Annotated in this window: 16 protein-coding genes; 9 read left to right on the forward strand and 7 right to left on the reverse strand. The window is 36.6% G+C overall.

The annotated features are described in order from the left end of the window. The first annotated feature begins 3 nt into the window (after window positions 1-3). The 4 genes from rpsK (at window position 4) to rplQ (ending at window position 2,679) form a co-directional block, all read left to right on the forward strand. Complete coding sequence (rpsK, locus tag DHU68_RS03605; protein ID WP_108821572.1) at window positions 4-393, forward strand: 30S ribosomal protein S11; 390 nt, start codon at window positions 4-6, stop codon at window positions 391-393. Window positions 394-503: 110 nt separating this feature from the next. Then, window positions 504-1,112, forward strand: a complete 609-nt coding sequence (rpsD, locus tag DHU68_RS03610) for a 30S ribosomal protein S4 (RefSeq protein ID WP_108821573.1) — start codon at window positions 504-506, stop codon at window positions 1,110-1,112. A gap of 8 nt (window positions 1,113-1,120) precedes the next feature. Beyond that, a complete protein-coding gene (locus DHU68_RS03615; protein WP_108821574.1) occupies window positions 1,121-2,113 on the forward strand; it encodes a DNA-directed RNA polymerase subunit alpha in 993 nt (330 codons plus the stop codon). Window positions 2,114-2,121: 8 nt separating this feature from the next. Further along, window positions 2,122-2,679, forward strand: a complete 558-nt coding sequence (rplQ, locus tag DHU68_RS03620) for a 50S ribosomal protein L17 (RefSeq protein ID WP_108821575.1) — start codon at window positions 2,122-2,124, stop codon at window positions 2,677-2,679. A gap of 300 nt (window positions 2,680-2,979) precedes the next feature. Here the strand turns inward: rplQ and pbpC are convergent, their stop codons facing one another. Continuing rightward, on the reverse strand, window positions 2,980-5,373 hold the full coding sequence (gene pbpC, locus DHU68_RS03625) for a penicillin-binding protein 1C (RefSeq protein WP_108821576.1): 2,394 nt from the start codon (window positions 5,371-5,373) through the stop codon (window positions 2,980-2,982). A gap of 129 nt (window positions 5,374-5,502) precedes the next feature. Between pbpC and DHU68_RS03630 the strand changes: the two genes are divergently transcribed. Genes DHU68_RS03630 through DHU68_RS03640 form a run of 3 tightly spaced genes read left to right on the forward strand, consistent with a single transcriptional unit; the run spans window position 5,503 to window position 8,062 of the window. Next, complete coding sequence (locus DHU68_RS03630; RefSeq protein WP_108821577.1) at window positions 5,503-6,531, forward strand: lysylphosphatidylglycerol synthase transmembrane domain-containing protein; 1,029 nt, start codon at window positions 5,503-5,505, stop codon at window positions 6,529-6,531. Between the two features lie 20 nt (window positions 6,532-6,551). Continuing rightward, window positions 6,552-7,379, forward strand: coding sequence for an alpha/beta hydrolase family protein (locus DHU68_RS03635; protein WP_108821578.1), 828 nt, complete (start codon window positions 6,552-6,554; stop codon window positions 7,377-7,379). Between the two features lie 32 nt (window positions 7,380-7,411). Continuing rightward, window positions 7,412-8,062, forward strand: coding sequence for a response regulator transcription factor (locus DHU68_RS03640; RefSeq protein ID WP_108821579.1), 651 nt, complete (start codon window positions 7,412-7,414; stop codon window positions 8,060-8,062). On the opposite strand, the gene DHU68_RS03645 is transcribed toward DHU68_RS03640, so the two are convergent. The 6 genes from DHU68_RS03645 to DHU68_RS03670 form a co-directional block, all read right to left on the reverse strand. Then, window positions 8,059-8,712, reverse strand: coding sequence for a helix-hairpin-helix domain-containing protein (locus tag DHU68_RS03645; RefSeq protein WP_108821580.1), 654 nt, complete (start codon window positions 8,710-8,712; stop codon window positions 8,059-8,061). The genes DHU68_RS03640 and DHU68_RS03645 overlap by 4 nt on opposite strands. An 83-nt stretch (window positions 8,713-8,795) precedes the next feature. Continuing rightward, on the reverse strand, window positions 8,796-9,737 hold the full coding sequence (gene trxB / locus DHU68_RS03650; RefSeq protein ID WP_108821581.1) for a thioredoxin-disulfide reductase: 942 nt from the start codon (window positions 9,735-9,737) through the stop codon (window positions 8,796-8,798). 113 nt (window positions 9,738-9,850) lie between these two features. Beyond that, window positions 9,851-10,489 carry an outer membrane lipoprotein carrier protein LolA gene (locus tag DHU68_RS03655; RefSeq protein WP_108821582.1) on the reverse strand — a complete coding sequence of 213 codons (639 nt, stop codon included), beginning with the start codon at window positions 10,487-10,489 and terminating at the stop codon, window positions 9,851-9,853. Window positions 10,490-10,536: 47 nt separating this feature from the next. Next, complete coding sequence (locus tag DHU68_RS03660; protein WP_108821583.1) at window positions 10,537-11,274, reverse strand: hypothetical protein; 738 nt, start codon at window positions 11,272-11,274, stop codon at window positions 10,537-10,539. Window positions 11,275-11,416: 142 nt separating this feature from the next. Continuing rightward, entirely contained in the window at window positions 11,417-12,052 is a 636-nt protein-coding gene (locus DHU68_RS03665; protein ID WP_108821584.1) for a hypothetical protein, read from the reverse strand. A 129-nt stretch (window positions 12,053-12,181) separates the two neighbouring features. Then, window positions 12,182-14,662, reverse strand: coding sequence for a DNA translocase FtsK (locus DHU68_RS03670; RefSeq protein ID WP_108821585.1), 2,481 nt, complete (start codon window positions 14,660-14,662; stop codon window positions 12,182-12,184). A 226-nt stretch (window positions 14,663-14,888) separates the two neighbouring features. On the opposite strand from DHU68_RS03670, the gene DHU68_RS03675 reads away from it, so the two are divergent. Both DHU68_RS03675 and DHU68_RS03680 read left to right on the forward strand, forming a co-directional pair. Next, window positions 14,889-17,687, forward strand: a complete 2,799-nt coding sequence (locus DHU68_RS03675) for a TonB-dependent receptor (RefSeq protein ID WP_108821586.1) — start codon at window positions 14,889-14,891, stop codon at window positions 17,685-17,687. A gap of 267 nt (window positions 17,688-17,954) precedes the next feature. Further along, window positions 17,955-19,337, forward strand: coding sequence for a S8 family serine peptidase (locus tag DHU68_RS03680; protein WP_108821587.1), 1,383 nt, complete (start codon window positions 17,955-17,957; stop codon window positions 19,335-19,337). Window position 19,338: the final 1 nt, after the last annotated feature.

Consider the following 19,338-nt stretch of genomic DNA (forward strand, 5'->3'; position numbering starts at 1 on the left):
GATATGGCAAAAAAAACAGTCGCAGCTAAAAAAAGAAATGTAAAAGTGGACGCTATCGGCGAAGCTCACATACATTCTTCTTTTAACAACATCATTATTTCATTGACGAATAATGACGGCCAGGTTATTAGCTGGTCATCAGCAGGGAAAATGGGTTTCAGAAGTTCAAAAAAGAATACCCCATATGCAGCTCAAATGGCAGCATCTGATTGCGCTAAAGTTGCATTCGATCTAGGACTAAGAAAAGTAAAAGTGTATGTGAAAGGACCAGGAAACGGACGTGAGTCTGCTATCCGTACTATACATGCAGCAGGAATTGAAGTAAGCGAAATTGTAGATGTTACGCCACTACCTCATAATGGCTGTCGTCCTCCAAAACACAGAAGAGTTTAATTAAATTAGAAAATTGAAATCTAAGATTGTGATTTTGATTACAAGTATACCCTCTCTGTAATCGCGGCTGCACAATTTAAGCTTTCGTCAATTATTAATTAGAAAAGAAAATGGCAAGATATACTGGACCAAAATCAAAAATCGCCCGTAAATTCGGAGAGCCAATATTCGGACCTGATAAAGTTCTTTCTAAAAAGAATTATCCTCCGGGACAACATGGTAACGGAAGAAAGAAAAAATCATCTGAGTATGGAATTCAATTGCGTGAAAAGCAAAAAGCAAAATACACTTATGGTGTGCTTGAAAGACAATTCCGCAACATGTTTGACAAAGCATTGTCTTCACGTGGAATTACAGGTGAAGTGTTGTTACAAATGTTAGAATCAAGATTAGATAATGTTGTTTACCGTTTAGGTATCGCTCCTACAAGAGCAGCAGCTCGTCAGCTTGTTTCTCATCGTCATATTGTTGTAGATGGAAAGGTTGTAAACATACCTTCATATTCAGTAAAACCTGGACAACTAATTGGAGTTCGCGAAAAATCTAAATCTTTAGAAGTTGTTAGCGAAGCATTGTCTGGTTTCAATCACAGCAAATACCCTTGGATCGAGTGGGATCAATCAGCTATGACAGGTAAATATCTTCATATCCCTGAAAGAGCAGATATCCCAGAAAATATTAAAGAACAGTTGATCGTAGAGTTGTATTCTAAAAATTAATTAAATTCATGGCTATATTAGCATTTCAAAAACCGGATAAAGTATTGATGTTAGAAGCGGATGATTTCTTCGGAAAGTTCGAATTTCGTCCGTTAGAACCAGGATATGGTATTACTGTAGGTAATGCTTTACGCCGTATTCTTCTTTCATCTCTAGAAGGTTTTGCTATCACTTCTATAAAGATCGATGGTGTTGAGCATGAATTTGCCACAGTACCAGGTGTTATAGAAGATGTTACAAACATCATACTGAACTTGAAACAAGTTCGTTTTAAGCAAATCGTAGAAGAGATCGAGAATGAGAAGGTAAGTATTACTGTCTCAGGCACTGAAGTTTTCAAAGCCGGAGATATAGGAAAACACCTATCAGGATTTGAAGTATTGAACCCAGATCTTGAAATTTGTCATCTAGATAAGAATGCAAGCTTCCAAATCGAGTTGAATATTAACAAAGGCCGTGGGTATGTTCCTGCTGATGAAAATCGCAATCTGTCCGACGATGTTAATGTTATAGCTATTGATTCTATTTATACTCCGATCCGTAATGTGAAATATGCGATAGAAAACTATCGTGTAGAACAAAAAACGGACTATGAGAAACTTGTTATAGAAATAGCGACCGATGGGTCTATTCATCCAAAAGAAGCTTTGAAAGAAGCCGCTAAGATTCTTATACATCACTTCATGTTGTTCTCGGATGAGAAAATACTTCTTGAACAAAATGAGTCTGATGGAAATGAAGAATTCGACGAAGAAATTCTACACATGCGTCAACTGTTGAAGACTAAACTGGCAGATATGAGTCTATCAGTTCGTGCTCTTAACTGTTTGAAATCAGCAGAAGTAGAAACTTTAGGAGAATTAGTTCAGTTCAATAAGAACGACCTTCTTAAATTCAGAAACTTTGGTAAGAAATCTCTTACTGAGCTTGACGAATTATTAGATGGCTTGAGCTTATCTTTCGGAATGGATATTTCTAAATATAAATTAGATAAAGATTAGTAAGCGACATGAGACATAATAAAAAAATTAATCACTTAGGGCGTAAGAGTGCACATAGAAATGCTATGTTGTCGAACATGTGTGCATCTTTGATTCTTAGTCCTAACAAACGTATCTTCACGACGGTTGCTAAGGCAAAAGCGTTGAAGAAGGTTGTAGAGCCAATCATCACAAAATCAAAAGAGGATACAACTCATTCAAGACGTTTGGTTTTCCAAACTTTGCAAAACAAGGTTGCTGTAACTGAATTGTTCCAGAATGTATCTCAAAAAGTAGCAGATCGTCCAGGTGGATATACTCGTATTATCAAAACTGGTAATCGTCTTGGAGACAATGCTGCAATGTGTTTTATCGAGTTGGTAGACTACAACGAGAATATGTTGAAAGAGAAGAAAGCTGCAGCTAAGGGAAGAACTCGTAGATCTAAGAAAAAAGATGTAGAGGCTCCTGTAGAAGCTAAAGAAACAGCAAAAAAAGCTAAAGCAGAGGAAGTAGAAGCTAAAGCAGAAGAGGTTGTAGAAACCAAAGCTCCAGCAACTGAAGAAGCTCCAAAGACAGAGGAATAATAATAGAATCTGTATATAAAGAAAAAGTATCCTATGAAAATAGGATACTTTTTTGTTTTATAGCTAATAAAATGCCCTTCAGAGAGAAGGGCTAGCTTCATTGTGGTTTTGAATGTGTGTGCGTTGTTGTGAGTTTTGTTTGTGTTGTTTGTGTTAAAATTGGGAAGCCATACACAAGTAAGTTTTCACTTGTATATATAAGATGTATGTTTAGGTAAAACGTTGCATTAGAATTTAAAAGAAGGATAGTTAAATTTAGTTAAACAGTGTAATTCGCCTATAACGAGCTAATTGATGAATTTATTTTACATAGAATTTTATAGATATACTATTTCCACTTTCGTCTACAACGGTAAGTTTATGCTCTCCCTTTGCAGGAGAGTAATCCTTTTTATGAAAGTCCTTAGTCTCGCCAATGTATTTATTATCCAGATGCCAAAATACACGATGATGTGGAGTACGATGTGCTAACTCGAATACAACTTTACCGGGTGAGCCATCCAACTGTTTAGGTAAATTTATGACAGCATTGTAATATGGATAAATAAACTCCATGGGTTTGATCGTCAATTCCTTTTTACATTCGGGAGAATATGGCGGAAGGGTTTTGTAATCAGAGTGATGAGCCTTGTAATACCATTCCCAAGTAGGAGGGAGTATGAACCATGAAGTATGAATAATGCCTCTTTTCCCGGCACAGTTTTCATAAACTTGATATGCTCGGTCTTCGGATAGGTGTACTAGCTTATGATATGAACAAGCTTGTCCTTCTAATCCTTTTCTCATAATCCATGTAGTATCAATCGATGATTCTGGACAATTAATTCCTCTGAGGTGTCCGCTATCACGGCATATTTCAGTAGCTATCAGATCTTCTTCCGGTTTTTGAAACCACCTTCCTCGTGGTAATGCATTAAATATATCAAACATAACCATTCCTGCTGTGCGAGCGCCTGTTAAACCCGGACGTCCTTCTCCGTCCGAATTCCCAACCCATACACCTACAACATATCTTGAATTTAGTCCTACAGCCCATCCATCTCTGAAACCAAAACTAGTACCTGTTTTCCAAGCAATCTTTTGCATTGAAGGGATAGATTTCCAATCAATTTCTTCAGGTCTGTTAACATTAGTTAGAGCATCGAAGGTTTGCCATATTGCGCCTGCTGAAAATAGCGGAGAATATATCCTATCTCCTTTTTTATTATTATTCTCATTTGCAATGTAGGAAGGAGGCTCTATTTCGAAGTATCGTCCCTCTTCGTTGAAGAAGTTTAGCTGTTGAGCCATCTGTAAATACATATAGCTGATATCCCATAATTTCCCTTCTGCTCCACCTAACACGAGCGAAAGTCCATAGCTTTCGGCTGGTCTGTTTAAAGAGGTGAGTCCAGCCTTTTTTAAGATATTGTAAAATTTGGGGACACTGTATTGACGGAGGGAAACAACAAATGGAACATTTAGAGAGCGTGCAAGAGCTTCGGATGCATGTACTGCTCCATCATATTGAAGACTGTAGTTTTTTGGAGCAAAACCGCTTAAATTGACTGGAATGTCGGGTAATAATTGCTCGGGGAGTAGTTGTCCTTCTTGTAACATAGCGCAATATAAAAAAGGCTTCAAGATACTGCCGGTACTTCGAGGTGCTTGTATGACATCGACCTGATTGCCTGATAGATTTTTATCGAAGTGTACATTTCCACAATAAGCGACAACCTCATTCTTCTGGATGTCGAAAATTAAGGCTGCTATGTTATTTATCCCATTTTGTGCAAATTCGGCATTCCATCTATTAAGGATTGTTTCTGTTCGTTCCTGCTGAATTTTATCGATAGTAGTTGTAATGTGCTTTCCTCCGTTTTCTTGATATATACGTGTAACTAAGTGAGGTGCTGTTTGCGGTAAAGCGTAGGGGTGGGGAGGAAGAGGTTCTGAAATTGCCAACTCATAATCTACCTCATTGAGAATATTCTCTTCCTGAAGTCTCTTTAAGAGTCTATTTCTTTTATTTAGCAGTTTGTTCCTGTTTCGCCCAAAGTGCATGAGAGAAGGGGAGTTTGGCAGTACGGCTAATGTCGCAGCTTCTGCCCACGATAACGTGGCAGGGCTATGCCCAAAATAACGCCACGACGCAGCTTCAATGCCTACAACATTTCCTCCCATAGGGGCATGTGATGCATATAAAGAAAGTATCTCGTTTTTGGATAAAGAAAACTCAAGGCGCGTAGCAAGGATCATTTCAATGAATTTCTCACCAAAAGTTCTGTCTTGGTTGCGAGACATACGGATAACTTGCATTGTAACTGTACTTGCCCCACTGACGATAGAGCCCTTGCTTACATTTTGCTTGATGGCTCGTCCTATTGCTAAAGGATTAACTCCCCAATGTTTATAAAAGTGTTTATCCTCAAACTCCATGAGGCAAATCTTGTATTTGTCGGGGATAGAATCGTTTTCGGGGAAGCGCCATTGCTGATCATCTGCTATTCTGGCTCCGAGTAAGTCTCCGTGTTTGTCGGAGACAACTGTACTATAAGGAACATTGAAAAGTGGTGAAGGGAGGCTGAATATATACCAGATAAGTAAGATGAAAAAAACAGGAATCCCTGTTCGATATTTTAATTTACTTTTCTTGTATTTATCGAAGAGAGAGATAATATGTGTTTTTATAATTTGTAGTTGGTGCTTATTCATGCATATAATCGGATGAAAGCTTGTTCACACAAATGTAATAAAAAGAAAATAGCCTTGAGGCTTTATTGAATGAAAGAAAATAGAATGATAAAATGTTTTCTTATTTTTGTACGAATGTTAATTTAGTAAATGGAAAAAGAGTCTCAACGATTTAGTATCTGGAAAATTATAGCCCCTACCTTAATTGGATTAGGGGTGATTGCTTATATGTTTTCTCGTGAGTTCGATCTCAATGCGTTGAAGCAGATAACTGTAACTGGCGCCACTGTATTTTGGATTTTTATTGCTTTCTGTTTTATGTTGGGGCGGGATATTGGTTTCATTATTCGTTATCGTTACCTGACTGAGAAAAAGCTTTCGTGGAAACAATGTATTAAAGTAACACTTCTAGCCGAATTTGGTACAGCAATAACTCCTTCTTCTGTAGGAGGGTCAAGCATGGCTGTCTTATTCCTTGCAAAAGAAGGCATTCCTGTAGGTCGAAGCTCTGCAATGGTTTTTGTGACATTGTTGCTTGATGAAATGTTCTTTGTTGTCACTTTTCCTATTCTGCTGCTTTTTATTCCTTTCGATACATTGTTCTCAGATACATCCGCTTTTGGAACGGGTGTTCTTACCTTGTTTATCGTTGCCTATATCATAAAAATGTTGTTGTGTACCTTCTTAATAATAGGCTTATTTATCAGGCCTCAGGTGATAAGGTGGTTGTTGATAAAGGTTTTTAGATTGCCATTTTTACGCCGTTGGCATAGAGGAGCAGTAAAGGTTGGAGATGATATAATACTAAGTTCTCGCGAAATAAGAGGGAAATCTTTCTCCTTTTGGCTACCTTTGGTTATCGCCACTATTTTATCTTGGTGTTCACGTTATCTAGTGGTTAATGCTATATTTATGGCATTTTTTGAGGTGCATGATAATCTGTTGATTTTTGCTCGTCAATTTATCATGTGGATTGTTATGGTGGTTAGCCCAACACCGGGAGGAAGTGGTTTTAGTGAATTTATATTTAAACAATATCTGAGCGAATTTATTCCTATTGCCAGTGCAGTTCCTCTTATTATTCTTTTATGGCGCTTACTTACATATTATAATTATCTCTTTGTAGGAGCTTTAATTGTTCCTCGTTGGGTAAAGAAATCATTTGGAACAAAAAAATAATAACCTTATAATATAATAACATGAGAAAACAAATAGTAATCTTATTTCTACTCTTTAGCATCTTTTCTATAACTACTGCATTTGCTCAGCGAGTAGATACCATTGAAGTGTTCAGTGCAAAGATGAACAGAGGAATAAAGAATCTTGTAGTCCTTCCCGAAGGCTATGATGAAGCTTCGGATGTGAAGTATCCGGTATTATACCTTTTGCATGGGCATGGAGGAACATATGACACTTGGCTGAAAGTTACTAAGAAGACATTAGCAGAGGAAGCTAATAGATGGCAAATGATTTTCGTATGTCCTGATGGGCAGAATAGTTGGTATTGGGATAGTCCGGTTGATCCTAAAATGCAATTTGAAACTTATGTGTCGTCAGAGCTTACTAGTTATATAGATGATAATTATAGAACTGTAGCATCACCTAAAGGGCGTGCTGTTACAGGTTTTAGTATGGGAGGACATGGTGGTCTGTGGTTAGGCTTTAATCATCCAGATGTCTTTGGCGCTTGTGGTTCTTTAAGTGGGGGAGTAGATATACGTCCTTTCCCCAATAACTGGAATATGAAAGATTGGCTCGGTATTTATAAAGAAAATAAAGAGATTTGGGAAAGTCATACTGTTATAAATATTTTAGATGAGATAGAGCCAAATACCTTAGCTATAATTATAGATTGTGGTGTGCAGGATTTCTTTTACCAAGTAAATGAAGAATTACATAAAGAACTGTTGTATCGTAATATCGGTCATGAATATGTAACCCGTCCGGGAGGACATACTCATGGCTATTGGAATGATGCTATAGATTATCAAATGCTTTTCTTTTCTAAGTTTTTCAATAAGAAATAACTATCTTTAAAGGTAGATCTATAAAGTACTGGATGAAAGATATTATTCTTTTCGATAATCAGGATATAACCAGAATAGGGATGGAGACGCTTATTAATATGAGTAAAAAAGCGTCTTCAGTCCTTTCTGTTGAAAATAAGTCGGAACTTGTAAAACTGTTAATTGCGAACCCAACTTCTGCCGTTGTGTTAGATTATACATTATCTGATTTTACGAGTGTGGATGAATTATTGAATCTGGGGTATCGCTTCCCTCAATCGCGCTGGTATCTGTTCTCGGATGAATTGAGCTATGATTTCTTGCACCGAATAGTTATTAGTAGTGAGTTGTACAGTATTGTACTAAAGGCTTGTGATTTGGACGAGATAAATATAGGTGTGATTCACTTATTCAGAGATGAACGATTTATTTGTGGGCGTGTGTCTAATCAATTGCTGCAACCTCAGAAAACTGTAAAAGAAGATGTAGATAAAGGATTGACAGCAAGAGAGAAAGCTATCCTTAAGGAAATTGCTCTTGGGAGAACAACTAAAGAAATTGCAGCTTCACGGAATTTGAGCTTTCATACAGTAATAACTCATCGAAAGAATATCTTCAGAAAGCTGGAAGTGAACAATGTGCACGAAGCGGTTAAATATGCTATGCGTGCGGGATTGGTCGATCTGGCGGAATATTATATCTAATCGAATTCTAAATAGGGGGTCAAACGCATTAGATCTTGTTGAGTAAATTCATCCAGTAAACTTAACCTGTTTGTTGATTCTATTTTCCCTTTCCGATCTCGCATGTCTGCAATAACCTTGGCTTGTTCGTAATTTAAATAGGGATGCTTTACTAATTCCTTAATGCTGGCAGAATTTATTTTTATTTTCGACACAGAGGGATTGATGCTTAGATATGGTCTGATTTTATTGAATAACTCTATATCAACACCCCATACTTCGTTTAGTTGATCTAGCGACGTGAACCCTCCCAATAGATTTCTGTATTTTATTATTCTATTTGCATACGAAGTACCTATGCCGGGTATTCTTTTTAGTTGAGTAGTATCAGCATTGTTTATTTCTATTGTTTCCCCTTTAGAAAGTTTAGGAATATAGGTGTAATTGTTGTTTCTATTGTACGCTTTTTTATGGTTAGTATCAATGGAATCTGTATTTTTTAGTTGAGATAAGAATTGGTCGAATTCTTCATTTGTTTTGATTGCTGAATTACTTTCCTTACGAGGCTTTGAGAACATAAGCAAACCTCCTAATATAACGATTAAGCAAAGTGATATGCAGATTGCTATTCTGTCACCTTTCTGAAAATAAAAAAGATTCTTCCAGTCCATGCCGATTTAAGGTTTGTGCTAAAATAATAAAAAAGGTTCATACAATATCTGTATGAACCTTTTTAAGTCTAAATTTGATTATATTATAATCCTCTTTCGCTCAAATATCTTTCAGCTTCTATGGCTGCTTGACAACCACTTCCTGCAGCTGTAATAGCCTGACGATAGTGAGGGTCTGCAACGTCTCCTGCTGCAAATACCCCTTCAATCCAAGTCTTTGGCGTTCCTGGCTCAGTAATGATATATCCAACTGAGTCTAGGTTTAATTGACCTTCGAATATCTTCGTATTAGGGCTATGACCAATAGCAAGGAAGAAACCATCAATGTTGATGTCAAATTTTTCTTCTTTATCTGTACCCATATGTCTTACGATATGAGCTCCTTCTACTCCATTTTCTCCAAACAAGCCAACAGCATTACATTCGAAAAGTATTTCAATTTTAGGGTTCTGCATAGTTCTGTCCTGCATTACTTTTGATGCACGCAAGAATGGTTTACGAACGATCAGATAAACTTTTTCTGCAAGCCCTGCTAAATAAATAGCTTCTTCGCAAGCAGTATCTCCTCCTCCAACTACAGCAACTCTCTTTTTGCGATAGAAGAAACCGTCGCATGTGGCGCATGCAGAAACTCCCATTCCTGCATATTTTGCTTCATCAGGAAGTCCAAGATATTTTGCACTAGCACCTGTTGCTATAATAACAGTGTCAGATTCAATTGTTTTTTCTCCGTCAATAACTATTTTCTTAGGATAGCAATTAAGATCAACAGCTGTAACTGTTCCAAAGCGGATGTCGGCTCCAAAACGAGTAGCTTGTTTTTTTAGATCTTCCATTAGCTCTGTTCCTGTAATACCTTCAGGATAACCAGGAAAGTTTTCCACCTCTGTAGTTGTTGTTAATTGTCCACCTGGTTGAATTCCTTCGTATAGAACCGGTGAAAGATTTGCTCTTGAAGCATAGATTGCAGCAGTATATCCGGCAGGTCCTGAACCGATAATTAAGCAGCGTACTTTTTCATTCATAATGTATCTTGATTATATATTTTACTTATTTCTTAGACAAAGATATAAAACTTGTTTATCGATTCAAAGCATGTGCCTTTCATATTTTTTATGGAATGATAAACAGAATCTATTCATCGAAGATCTATGATTTCAGCCGATGGATAGTCTACTTTGTTGAATTTGAAAGTGTCATCAGCAAGAGCGTTTCTTGTCTGGTATTTCACAATGGTAAGGGTGTTTTCTAATCCATTTTTATCGGTAAGAGTGATTCTGTGAAATATATTATTTGCCTTGTTGATTTGCACAACAATCTTAGTGAAATCTCCAGTTTTCTTTTGAGGGGTAAGCTCTATTTCGTGAACAAGCTTTCCTGCACTTCTTTTTTCTCCTTTATAAGATAAATTGAAACCTTTTTTATAGATATTGAATAATACAGATGGGCTAATAGATTGCAATTCTTCGCCTGTCGGACTGCTAATATTTACTTCATCCGTATCTTTTATATATACCCATTGAGTAGCTCCATCAAACCATGTGATAGCATCAGGGATCTCTATCTTAAATTTATCTTCTTTCATATGTGCTGTACCATCATAGCTATATGTATCTTTCGCCTTAGTATCTCTGCTCTCCAGTGTGAAAGTAGCAATGATCCCTCCCGCTTTCTGATATGCTTCGGACGCATTGTCTAGTATAGTTCGGGCATTCTGAGCCGAAAGAATAGATGTACATGCAACAAGAAATGTTATTAATGTCAGTTTTGTTTTCATATTTTGTTATGCTTGTTTCCTTTTAGACACTTATTTTAGCTAAGGGTTTAATAATTATAATGTTTCTTTTTAAAATCATCAGCTTTGGATAAATAGAACTCATTTGTAAGCATATTGTTCAGGTCTTTAACGTATTCTTGCAATTCCTCCTTATTTATGCTTTCTCCTTGATCGGATAATTCTTCTATTTTGTTGTTTATCTCTTTATCAAAAGATGAAATGAAGTCTTCCTTTTGCCTTACAAAATTACCGATAGAGATATTCCCTTTTTTTTGAGGTAAGCAATATATATCATATTCGGCATACCCGACTATTCTTTCGTACATATGACCAAAATAGGTGCCACCTCTATTAAGTTCTTGGTAAAATTCGTTAAGTTTTCTGTATATGTTTATGAGAGTATCTCTTTCCTTGTTATATTTATCTCCATTCTTTTGCCTTAGAAAGTAAGCATATAAAAGATAAAATTCATCTTGTCCCACTTCACTCCCAAAAGTGTATTCATTTACAAATACAGGATGTTTAAAATATGCGCTGTCTGGATGTTCTATTATACCATTTATTCCACTTAATTGAGGGAAACTGTCTATGATTAACTGAAATTTCTGTTTAGTATATTCGTATTTAAAACTGTCAATTTTTACTTGAACAAGATCTTGAGCTTCTATAGTTGATTGGAATTCTTGTGTTTCTGAAGAATCTTTTTGATTATTATTTCCACAAGAAACAAAGATCATTATTGATAAAATAAACGATAGATAAGGAATAGAAGTAATGATCTTCATTTTTTTTACTTTTAGATACAAATATAAAATAATTAATTGAGAGGGAGGATAAGAGGAGGCTTAGAATTATTTATTTACAATCAACAAAAAAGCTGCTTAACCATAAAGGAAAAGCAGCTTTTTAATATTTAAAATAATCGTATTATTTGGTATAAATAACTTTGAAGTTATACCACATAATAGTATCTTCTTTATGTTTCATTTCTGCTAAAGACCCAAATATGTCGCCTTCTTCATTGCCAATGAAATCATTTAGAGAAGTATGCTCTCCGTCATCGTCTATTCCCGAACCTGCTGCGGATCCATCTCCTGTAATCTTATTAAACCTAGAACAATGTCCATAGGCTATTATCTTATGGGTGTTTCCATATCCAAGCAAGAACTTTTCATCTTGAGGTCTTTCCGCGTTTTCGTTATATACGAAAAGAGCACCATTGTCTTCAAATTTATAAGGTAGAGTGCGATTTACATCTTCTATCTTTAAAGAAAGGCTATTATTGTCTTTAAAAAGGATCTCACGACCAAAAAAGAAATCATCATCTTCAGGAGTATATCCATCCCAGAATTTTTTAGGATCAATATTCTCTGTTGATACTTCTTTTCCTCCTGTTTCTGAGCCTACATACATTTTAAACTCGACAACCTCTGTCTTTTTGTAAGTCAAAGGAATAGAATAATTTTTACCATTATCTTCATTATCGTCGTTGCTACAACTAATGAAAGAGAATGAAAGGGCACTAATGGCCATCAATGCAAAGAATAATTTTTTGTTAAACATAATTGGTAATACTTTATAAAGTTTTGTTATTAATAATATGCAATACTTATTGTATAGACGTAATTAATACGAAGATGCTGCATATAATCTTATAATTCGCTTATTTAGAAAATAGGAAGGATCGTTTTTTTATAAAGAGCTTAATTTTTGCTCCAAGCTATATTCGTCTGCGATATAAACTTCTCTGGCTTTACTCCCTTGAGTAGGACCCACGATACCGGCCGCTTCCAGCTGATCCATCAACCGTCCTGCACGGTTGTATCCTATTGAAAATTTACGTTGAATAAGTGAGGTTGAGCCTTGTTGATGTACTACGATCAAGCGAGCTGCTTCGTCGAACAAAGGATCTCGGTCGTTAAGATCTATGCCACCGACTTTGTCTTCTCCACCCTCAGGAACATATTCTGGTAATTCGAATGCATGAGAATAACCTTGCTGGTTTCCAATATATTGAGCGATACCTTCTACCTCAGGAGTATCGACAAACGCACATTGTATACGGACTAAGTCACTACCTTGTGAGAAAAGTAAGTCTCCTCGTCCGATGAGCTGATTCGCTCCCGACATATCTAGGATGGTGCGTGAGTCTATCTGCGATGTTACGCGGAAAGCCATACGTGCAGGGAAGTTCGCTTTAATTGTTCCCGTAATAATATTCGTTGTCGGACGTTGTGTCGCAATCACCATATGCATACCAACGGCACGTGCCTTTTGAGCAATACGAGCAATAGGCATTTCAATTTCTTTTCCGGCAGTCATTATTAGGTCACCAAACTCATCGATGATGATAACCAGATAAGGAAGGAAGCGATGTCCTTTCAATGGATTCAACCTGCGTTTTTTGAACTTTTCGTTATATTCTTTGATGTTTCTAACACCAGCATTCATTAATAATTCATAACGGTCATCCATTTCCTTGGTAAGAGAGTTCAGCGTCTGTGTTACTTTGGATACATCCGTAATAATTGCTTTTTCGGCATCTGGTAGTTTTGCTAGATAATGCTTTTCTATGCGCGAATAGATATTAAACTCAACCATCTTAGGGTCTACCAATACCATTTTCATTTCAGCGGGATGTTTCTTGTACAAAAGCGATGTGATAATAGCATTCAGTCCTACCGATTTTCCTTGTCCGGTTGCCCCTGCTACAAGCAAGTGAGGCATCTTGCAAAGGTCGAACATAAAGATCTCGTTCGTAATTGTTTTACCTAACGCTACAGGAAGATCGAACGTATTCTCTTGAAATTTGCGAGAAGCAATAACAGATTGCATCGAAACTATCTGAGGCTCTTTGTTCGGTACTTCAATTCCGATTGTTCCTTTACCCGGCATGGGAGCAATAATACGTATGCCTAAAGCAGAAAGGCTAAGAGCAATGTCATCTTCTAGATTTCTGATTTTAGAAATTCTTACACCTGCTTTTGGAACTATCTCATACAGAGTAATTGTCGGTCCTACGGTAGCTTTAATGGATGTGATCTCAATGCCGTAATTTAGAAGTGTGTTTATAATCTTACTCTTATTGGCATTCTGTTCATCCATATCAACCCCTTTCCCGGTAGTATCATATACTTTGAGAAGTTCCATAGAAGGGAAGTGAAAGTTGGATAAATCTTTAGTCGGATCATATTCCTCCATTTCTTCATCTTCGGGTAAAATATCTTCTTCTGTATCAGAAATGTTGTTTGCCTCCGAAGAATTTGTTTGGGAAGCAGTTTTTGTCGGTTGAATAAACTCTTCATCTTCGGGAACGACTATCTCAAAGTCCTCTTCCATGTGGAGGATGGCTCCTTTAGGCTTCCGTTGGATTGGTTCTATTGGCTCGAAACCGTCATCCTCTGTTTCCTTATCCTCTACAGGTTGTTGTGCTTCATCTCCTTCTTTTTTCTTCTTTTTTAAGAAACTAAATAAGCCTTTCTTGTCATCTTTTATTTCTTCCACTTCTTCAGGGTACTCTTCCACCTCAAATTCTACATCTGGGGATTTAGATTTGATTGGGTTTTTGAATAGATTACGAAAGAACTCCATCGATGTCTTTTTGGTGATAACAAGGAAAATGATGAGTAGTAGTACGATAACCATTACAACGCCCGGAATGCCAAGTGTGGCTTCTAATAAACCTTCTATTGCCTGTCCATGAGCTCCTCCCCATATGATGTGACTGTCTCCAAATAGTCTTGACAGTATGAATGCACTGGTAATCGATCCCCATATCATCGCAAACATGGATAAAAGGAATGAGCGAATAGCTGAAATGTTAATAACTCTCATGAGTTTAAGCCCCATCAGTATAAAGTAGATAGGAATCAGCATCGAGAAGATACCAAACCATCCGTTTATAAACTTTTCAGCAATAAAAGCTCCGGCTACTCCAGTCCAGTTGCTGATTTCTTGTTTCTGAGAAATTAAATCCAGGAAATATCGATTGGCGACTTTGCTCTGATCAGCTGCTCCCGTAAAAAAGAAAGATATCTCTCCCAAAAGGATATATGCGCCAAAAAAGGCAAGGCAGACACCCAGTAAGAATTTTGTTCGTTCTTTTTTTATGATTTCGATAAACGAAGATACAGTATTTGAAGTTTTCTTTTTTTGTACAGTTCTTTTTGCCATATAGGATAGAGTATTACACCTCTCTTTTTATTGTTCTTTTAAAGATACAAATATAATGCTTTTTTGTCAAGGAGTATTTCGCTATGATTTAATCTTTTCGAAGCTAAAAACGGAGTGTAAATAAAATATTTCATAAAAAAAGTGATTTTAGTTAAACCTTTTCTCTTTTTTCGAGTCTCATCTTTTCAATTAGGTAAATAGTGTTTTTTTAGGCAAAAAATTAATAATGGAACGGAAATATATTCTGCTTTTCTTTTTGTGCATTATGTTTGGAGTGAATGCACAGTCTCAAACCCGAAATATAACGGGTACTGTAATAGATGATGCAAGTAAAGAAAGTATCGAACTTGCGAGTATTCGGGTACTAAATGCACAAGATAGTGCTTATGTCGCAGGAGGCGTAACAGACGACAAAGGTAAATTCTCTATTGCTGTTAAAGGAGGAAGCTATGTCGTGCATGTTTCCTTTTTGGGGTATCTCGATCGCTTCTTCGATGTTGATACGCGAAAAAATGCAGCTTTAGGAGAAATTTTATTGAAAGAAGATGGAATCTTTTTATCCGAAACTATAGTAGAGGCCAAGGCGCCTGAGATAGTAATTAAAGGAGATACCGCAGAGTATAATGCGGCAGCATACAAAGTGCAAGAAACTGCCGTGCTGGCTGATTTGATAAAGAAAATTCCGGGGGCAGAGATTGATTCTGAAGGAAAAATAACCATTAATGGGAAAGATATAACTAAAATTCTTGTTGATGGGAAAGAGTTCTTTAGCAACGATCCTAAGATTGCTTCTGAAAATTTACCGGCTAAGATGATCGATAAATTGCAAGTGCTTGATAAAAAGTCGGATATGGCTCAATTGACAGGGTTTGACGATGGTGAAGAGCAGACGGTGATAAATTTGATAGCACGTCCCGGAATGAAGGAAGGAATCATGGGAAGCGTTTTGGGAGGATATGGAAATAAAGACAGATATGAGGCTAATGGTTTTATCAATGTAGCCAGAGATGATAATAGAATTTCGGCACTGGGGAATTTTAATAATAATAACAATGCTAATGCCGGAGGTATGGGTGGTCCTCGTTGGGGAGGAAATAGAGGAGTGACAGAGACTATTATGGGTGGTGTGAATCTTGCCATGGAACCATCCGATAAGTTGAAGTTTGATGGGGATATCCAATATAATGAGCCAGATAATGTATTGGAAACGACTAGTAGTACTCAGTATCTAGATCAGGATATGTCGGAAGAAGGCTCTACGGTTGAGCATTCAAATAATAAAAACTTTAATACCCGATTCCGTTTTGAATGGACACCAGATAGTTTGACGAATGTGATTTTTAGACCTAGTTTGTCGTATAAAAAATCGAACTCATTGACAACTAGTGATAAAGAAAGAAAAAGCAGCTCCCTTACTACTAATAACTTTAAGTCAATAGGGAGTCGTATGTCTGAAGGTGAAACTTTTGGATTTGATGGGAATTTGCTAATCAATAGGAAACTGAATAATAAAGGTCGATCATTGACATTAGAACTATCCGGAGGCCTTTCGGATGGAGACAATAATGGGTTGGAGTATGCCGAAAATGACTATTATAACTTAGACTCTTTGTCTGTTCAAGATCAGACGTATAAACAGAAAAACAATAGTTATAACTGGAGAGCTCGTGTTTCATACTTGGAACCTATAGGGAAGAATAATTTCTTGGAATTGGCTTATGATATAAGAAATACACAGTCAGAGACTGATAAGGTAACTTATAATTATAGTGAGGATACGAAGGACTATACAGAATTAGCTGAAGACTATACAAGAAATACGAAGAACAGTTTCTTGAATCAAAATATATCGTTAAACTTTCAGGCACGTAGAGAGAAATACAATTATACAATAGGGATGGGACTAGAACCATCTCGCTCGCAAACGACTGTGGTGCAACCAAATTTGGCAGAAGATAAAGATAAAGCTCGTAATTTTATGAACTTCGCACCTAAGCTAGAGTTTAACTATTTATGGGATAAACGTCATAATCTGAGACTCAGATATAGTGGGAGGACTAAACAAGCTTCAACAAACCAATTGTTTGATGGGATTATTAGCCAGAATGCAACAGATACAACCTGGGGTAATCCTAACTTGAAACCAAGTTTCGAGCATCGTATGAATCTTCGTTATCAAAAATACAATCCGGAGAAGGCTTCAACGATTATGGCTTTTGCTAATTTTACTTATTTGATGAATGATATTGTATCGATACAAAAAATGGGAGAAGGTAACAGCCGTAATACGTATTATGAGAATATGGATGGTAATATGACGGGGCGTGTAATGTTTATGTATAATACTCCGTTAAAGAATAGAAACTTCTCAATTAACTCACACAGTTTTTTAAACTATACTCGTGACAATACCCTTCTATATGCGATAGGAAGCGAAGAATCTGTGAAGAACACAGCCAATGTTTATCGAATTTCAGAAAATTTGAGGTTGAAATTTACAAGCGACAAGTTCGAATTTAATATAGGAGGTAATATTTCTTACGAGGATGCAAAGAACTCATACTCCACAAAGAATGATAAAGCAATTTATGACTTCGGAGGCTATGGAGATTTTACATGGTATCTTCCTTATAATTTTATCTTGTCAAGTGATCTTAATTATTCTTCTAATTCGGGTTACGAAGATGGTTATCAGCAAAATTCATGGATATGGAATGCCGAGTTGGCAAAAGAATTTAATATTAAATTAAAATCGAATGCTCTGCCGGCAACCTTGAAATTCAGGATGTATGATATTTTACAAGAAAGAAGTAATATATCACGTTCGGCAAATGCCCGAAGCATAAGTTATAATACTTATAATACAATCTCTAGTTACTTTATGGTAGGCTTAACGATTCGTTTCCAATCCTTCAAAGGAGGAGCGAAAAGTACAGATATGGAAAGAGGTCCTGGTATGAGAGGCCCTGGAGGACATCCAGGTGGTGCTCCTGGCGGTCGCGGACGGGGTCCAATGATGTTTTAAAAATAAAAGTAGAGAAACGTGATGTTTAAAGGAATTACAGTTTGTATTGAAATATAGAAATTTGTAGCAAAAAGAAAAAGAGGATTAATGAAGAATTAATCCTCTTTTTTTATAATAGAAGAGGGGAATATATCAGAATATAATTGTTAAAAGGATAAAGATTTTTCTTTTGATGTGAATTTTTACAAAAATGCTTATTCTGAAAATGATTTAGTAGAGCCACAACTAATAATTATTATCTTTGTTTTTATATAAACACATAACGATATGAAGAAAATAGCTTTAATCCTAAGCCTCTTTTTAGTGGCACAGTTTGTCTCTTCGCAAGACTATAATTATCAGTTTCGTCTTTTATTAAAAGATAAGGGTAAAACTTTTTATTCGATAAAGAAACCGGAGAAGTTCTTAACAAAGAAAGCTATTGAAAGGCGAGAAAGACAAGGAATAAAGATTGATGAATCGGATCTTCCTATTTCTCAAGATTATATAAAAACTATTGAAGACTTAGGCGGAGTTGTCATCGCTAAAAGTAAATGGTTACAATCGGTTTGTGTTCATTGCGAAGATAGTGCAATGGTAGAAAAATACAAAGAATTACCTTTTGTAGAAGATGCCGTTTTGGTATGGAAAGGCAAAATGAAAGAAGTACAAAAACCAGATAGTATAATACAGTATCCGGCAAAAGAAGAAATAGCTTTCGGAAATTATTATGGAAAAGGTGATGTTAATATAAAATTAAATAATGCACATCATTTACATGATGCAGGTTTCAAAGGGGAAGGAATAGATATTGCTGTTATTGATGGAGGTTTTAATCATTTCCCTCAAGTAGAGATGCTGGATAATGTAAATGTAAAAGGATCGAAAGGCTTTATCTACAAATTTGAGAATCTGTTCGAGAATGCAGGACAGCACGGTTTACAAGTATTGTCATGTATTGGAGCAAATAAACCGATGCAATTTGTAGGAACAGCTCCACATGCAAACTTTTGGTTGCTTACATCCGAAGATACTCGCTCTGAATTTCCGGTTGAAGAAGATTATTGGGCGGCGGCAATCGAATACGCAGACAGTGTTGGGGTAGATGTAGTGAATACTTCGTTGGGGTATAGTAATTTTGATAAGCCTGCAGGAAGTTATGAACATAAAGATTTGGATGGCAAAACGGCTCACATAACCAAAGCTGCAAATAAAGCTGCAGATAAAGGAATGTTGCTCGTTATCAGTGCAGGTAATTCGGGAAATTCTGAATGGAGAAAAATAACACCTCCTTCCGATGCGGTTGATGTGTTGACAATGGGTGCTGTGCAAAGAGACTCAGTAGTTGCTACATTTAGCTCACGAGGAATGACCGCCGATTTGAGGGTAAAACCCGATGTAATGGCACTTGGCGTTGGTGCTACGGTAGTGAACGATAAAGGAATTGTAAGTAGAAGCAGTGGAACTTCTTTCTCTTCACCTATCATGTGCGGCATGGTAGCTTGTCTGTGGCAGGCATTCCCTACATTGACAAATAAAGAAGTCTTACAAGTAGTAAGACAATCATCGGATCTGTACGAAGAATTTAATGAAGACTATGGCTATGGCTTGCCCGATATGAAAAAGGCAATGGAAATAGCCCAAAGCTTAGTAGATAAAAAGAAAAAATAAC

Source organism: Dysgonomonas sp. Marseille-P4361 (assembly GCF_900343125.1).
In the GTDB taxonomy this organism is placed as follows: Bacteria; Bacteroidota; Bacteroidia; order Bacteroidales; family Dysgonomonadaceae; genus Dysgonomonas.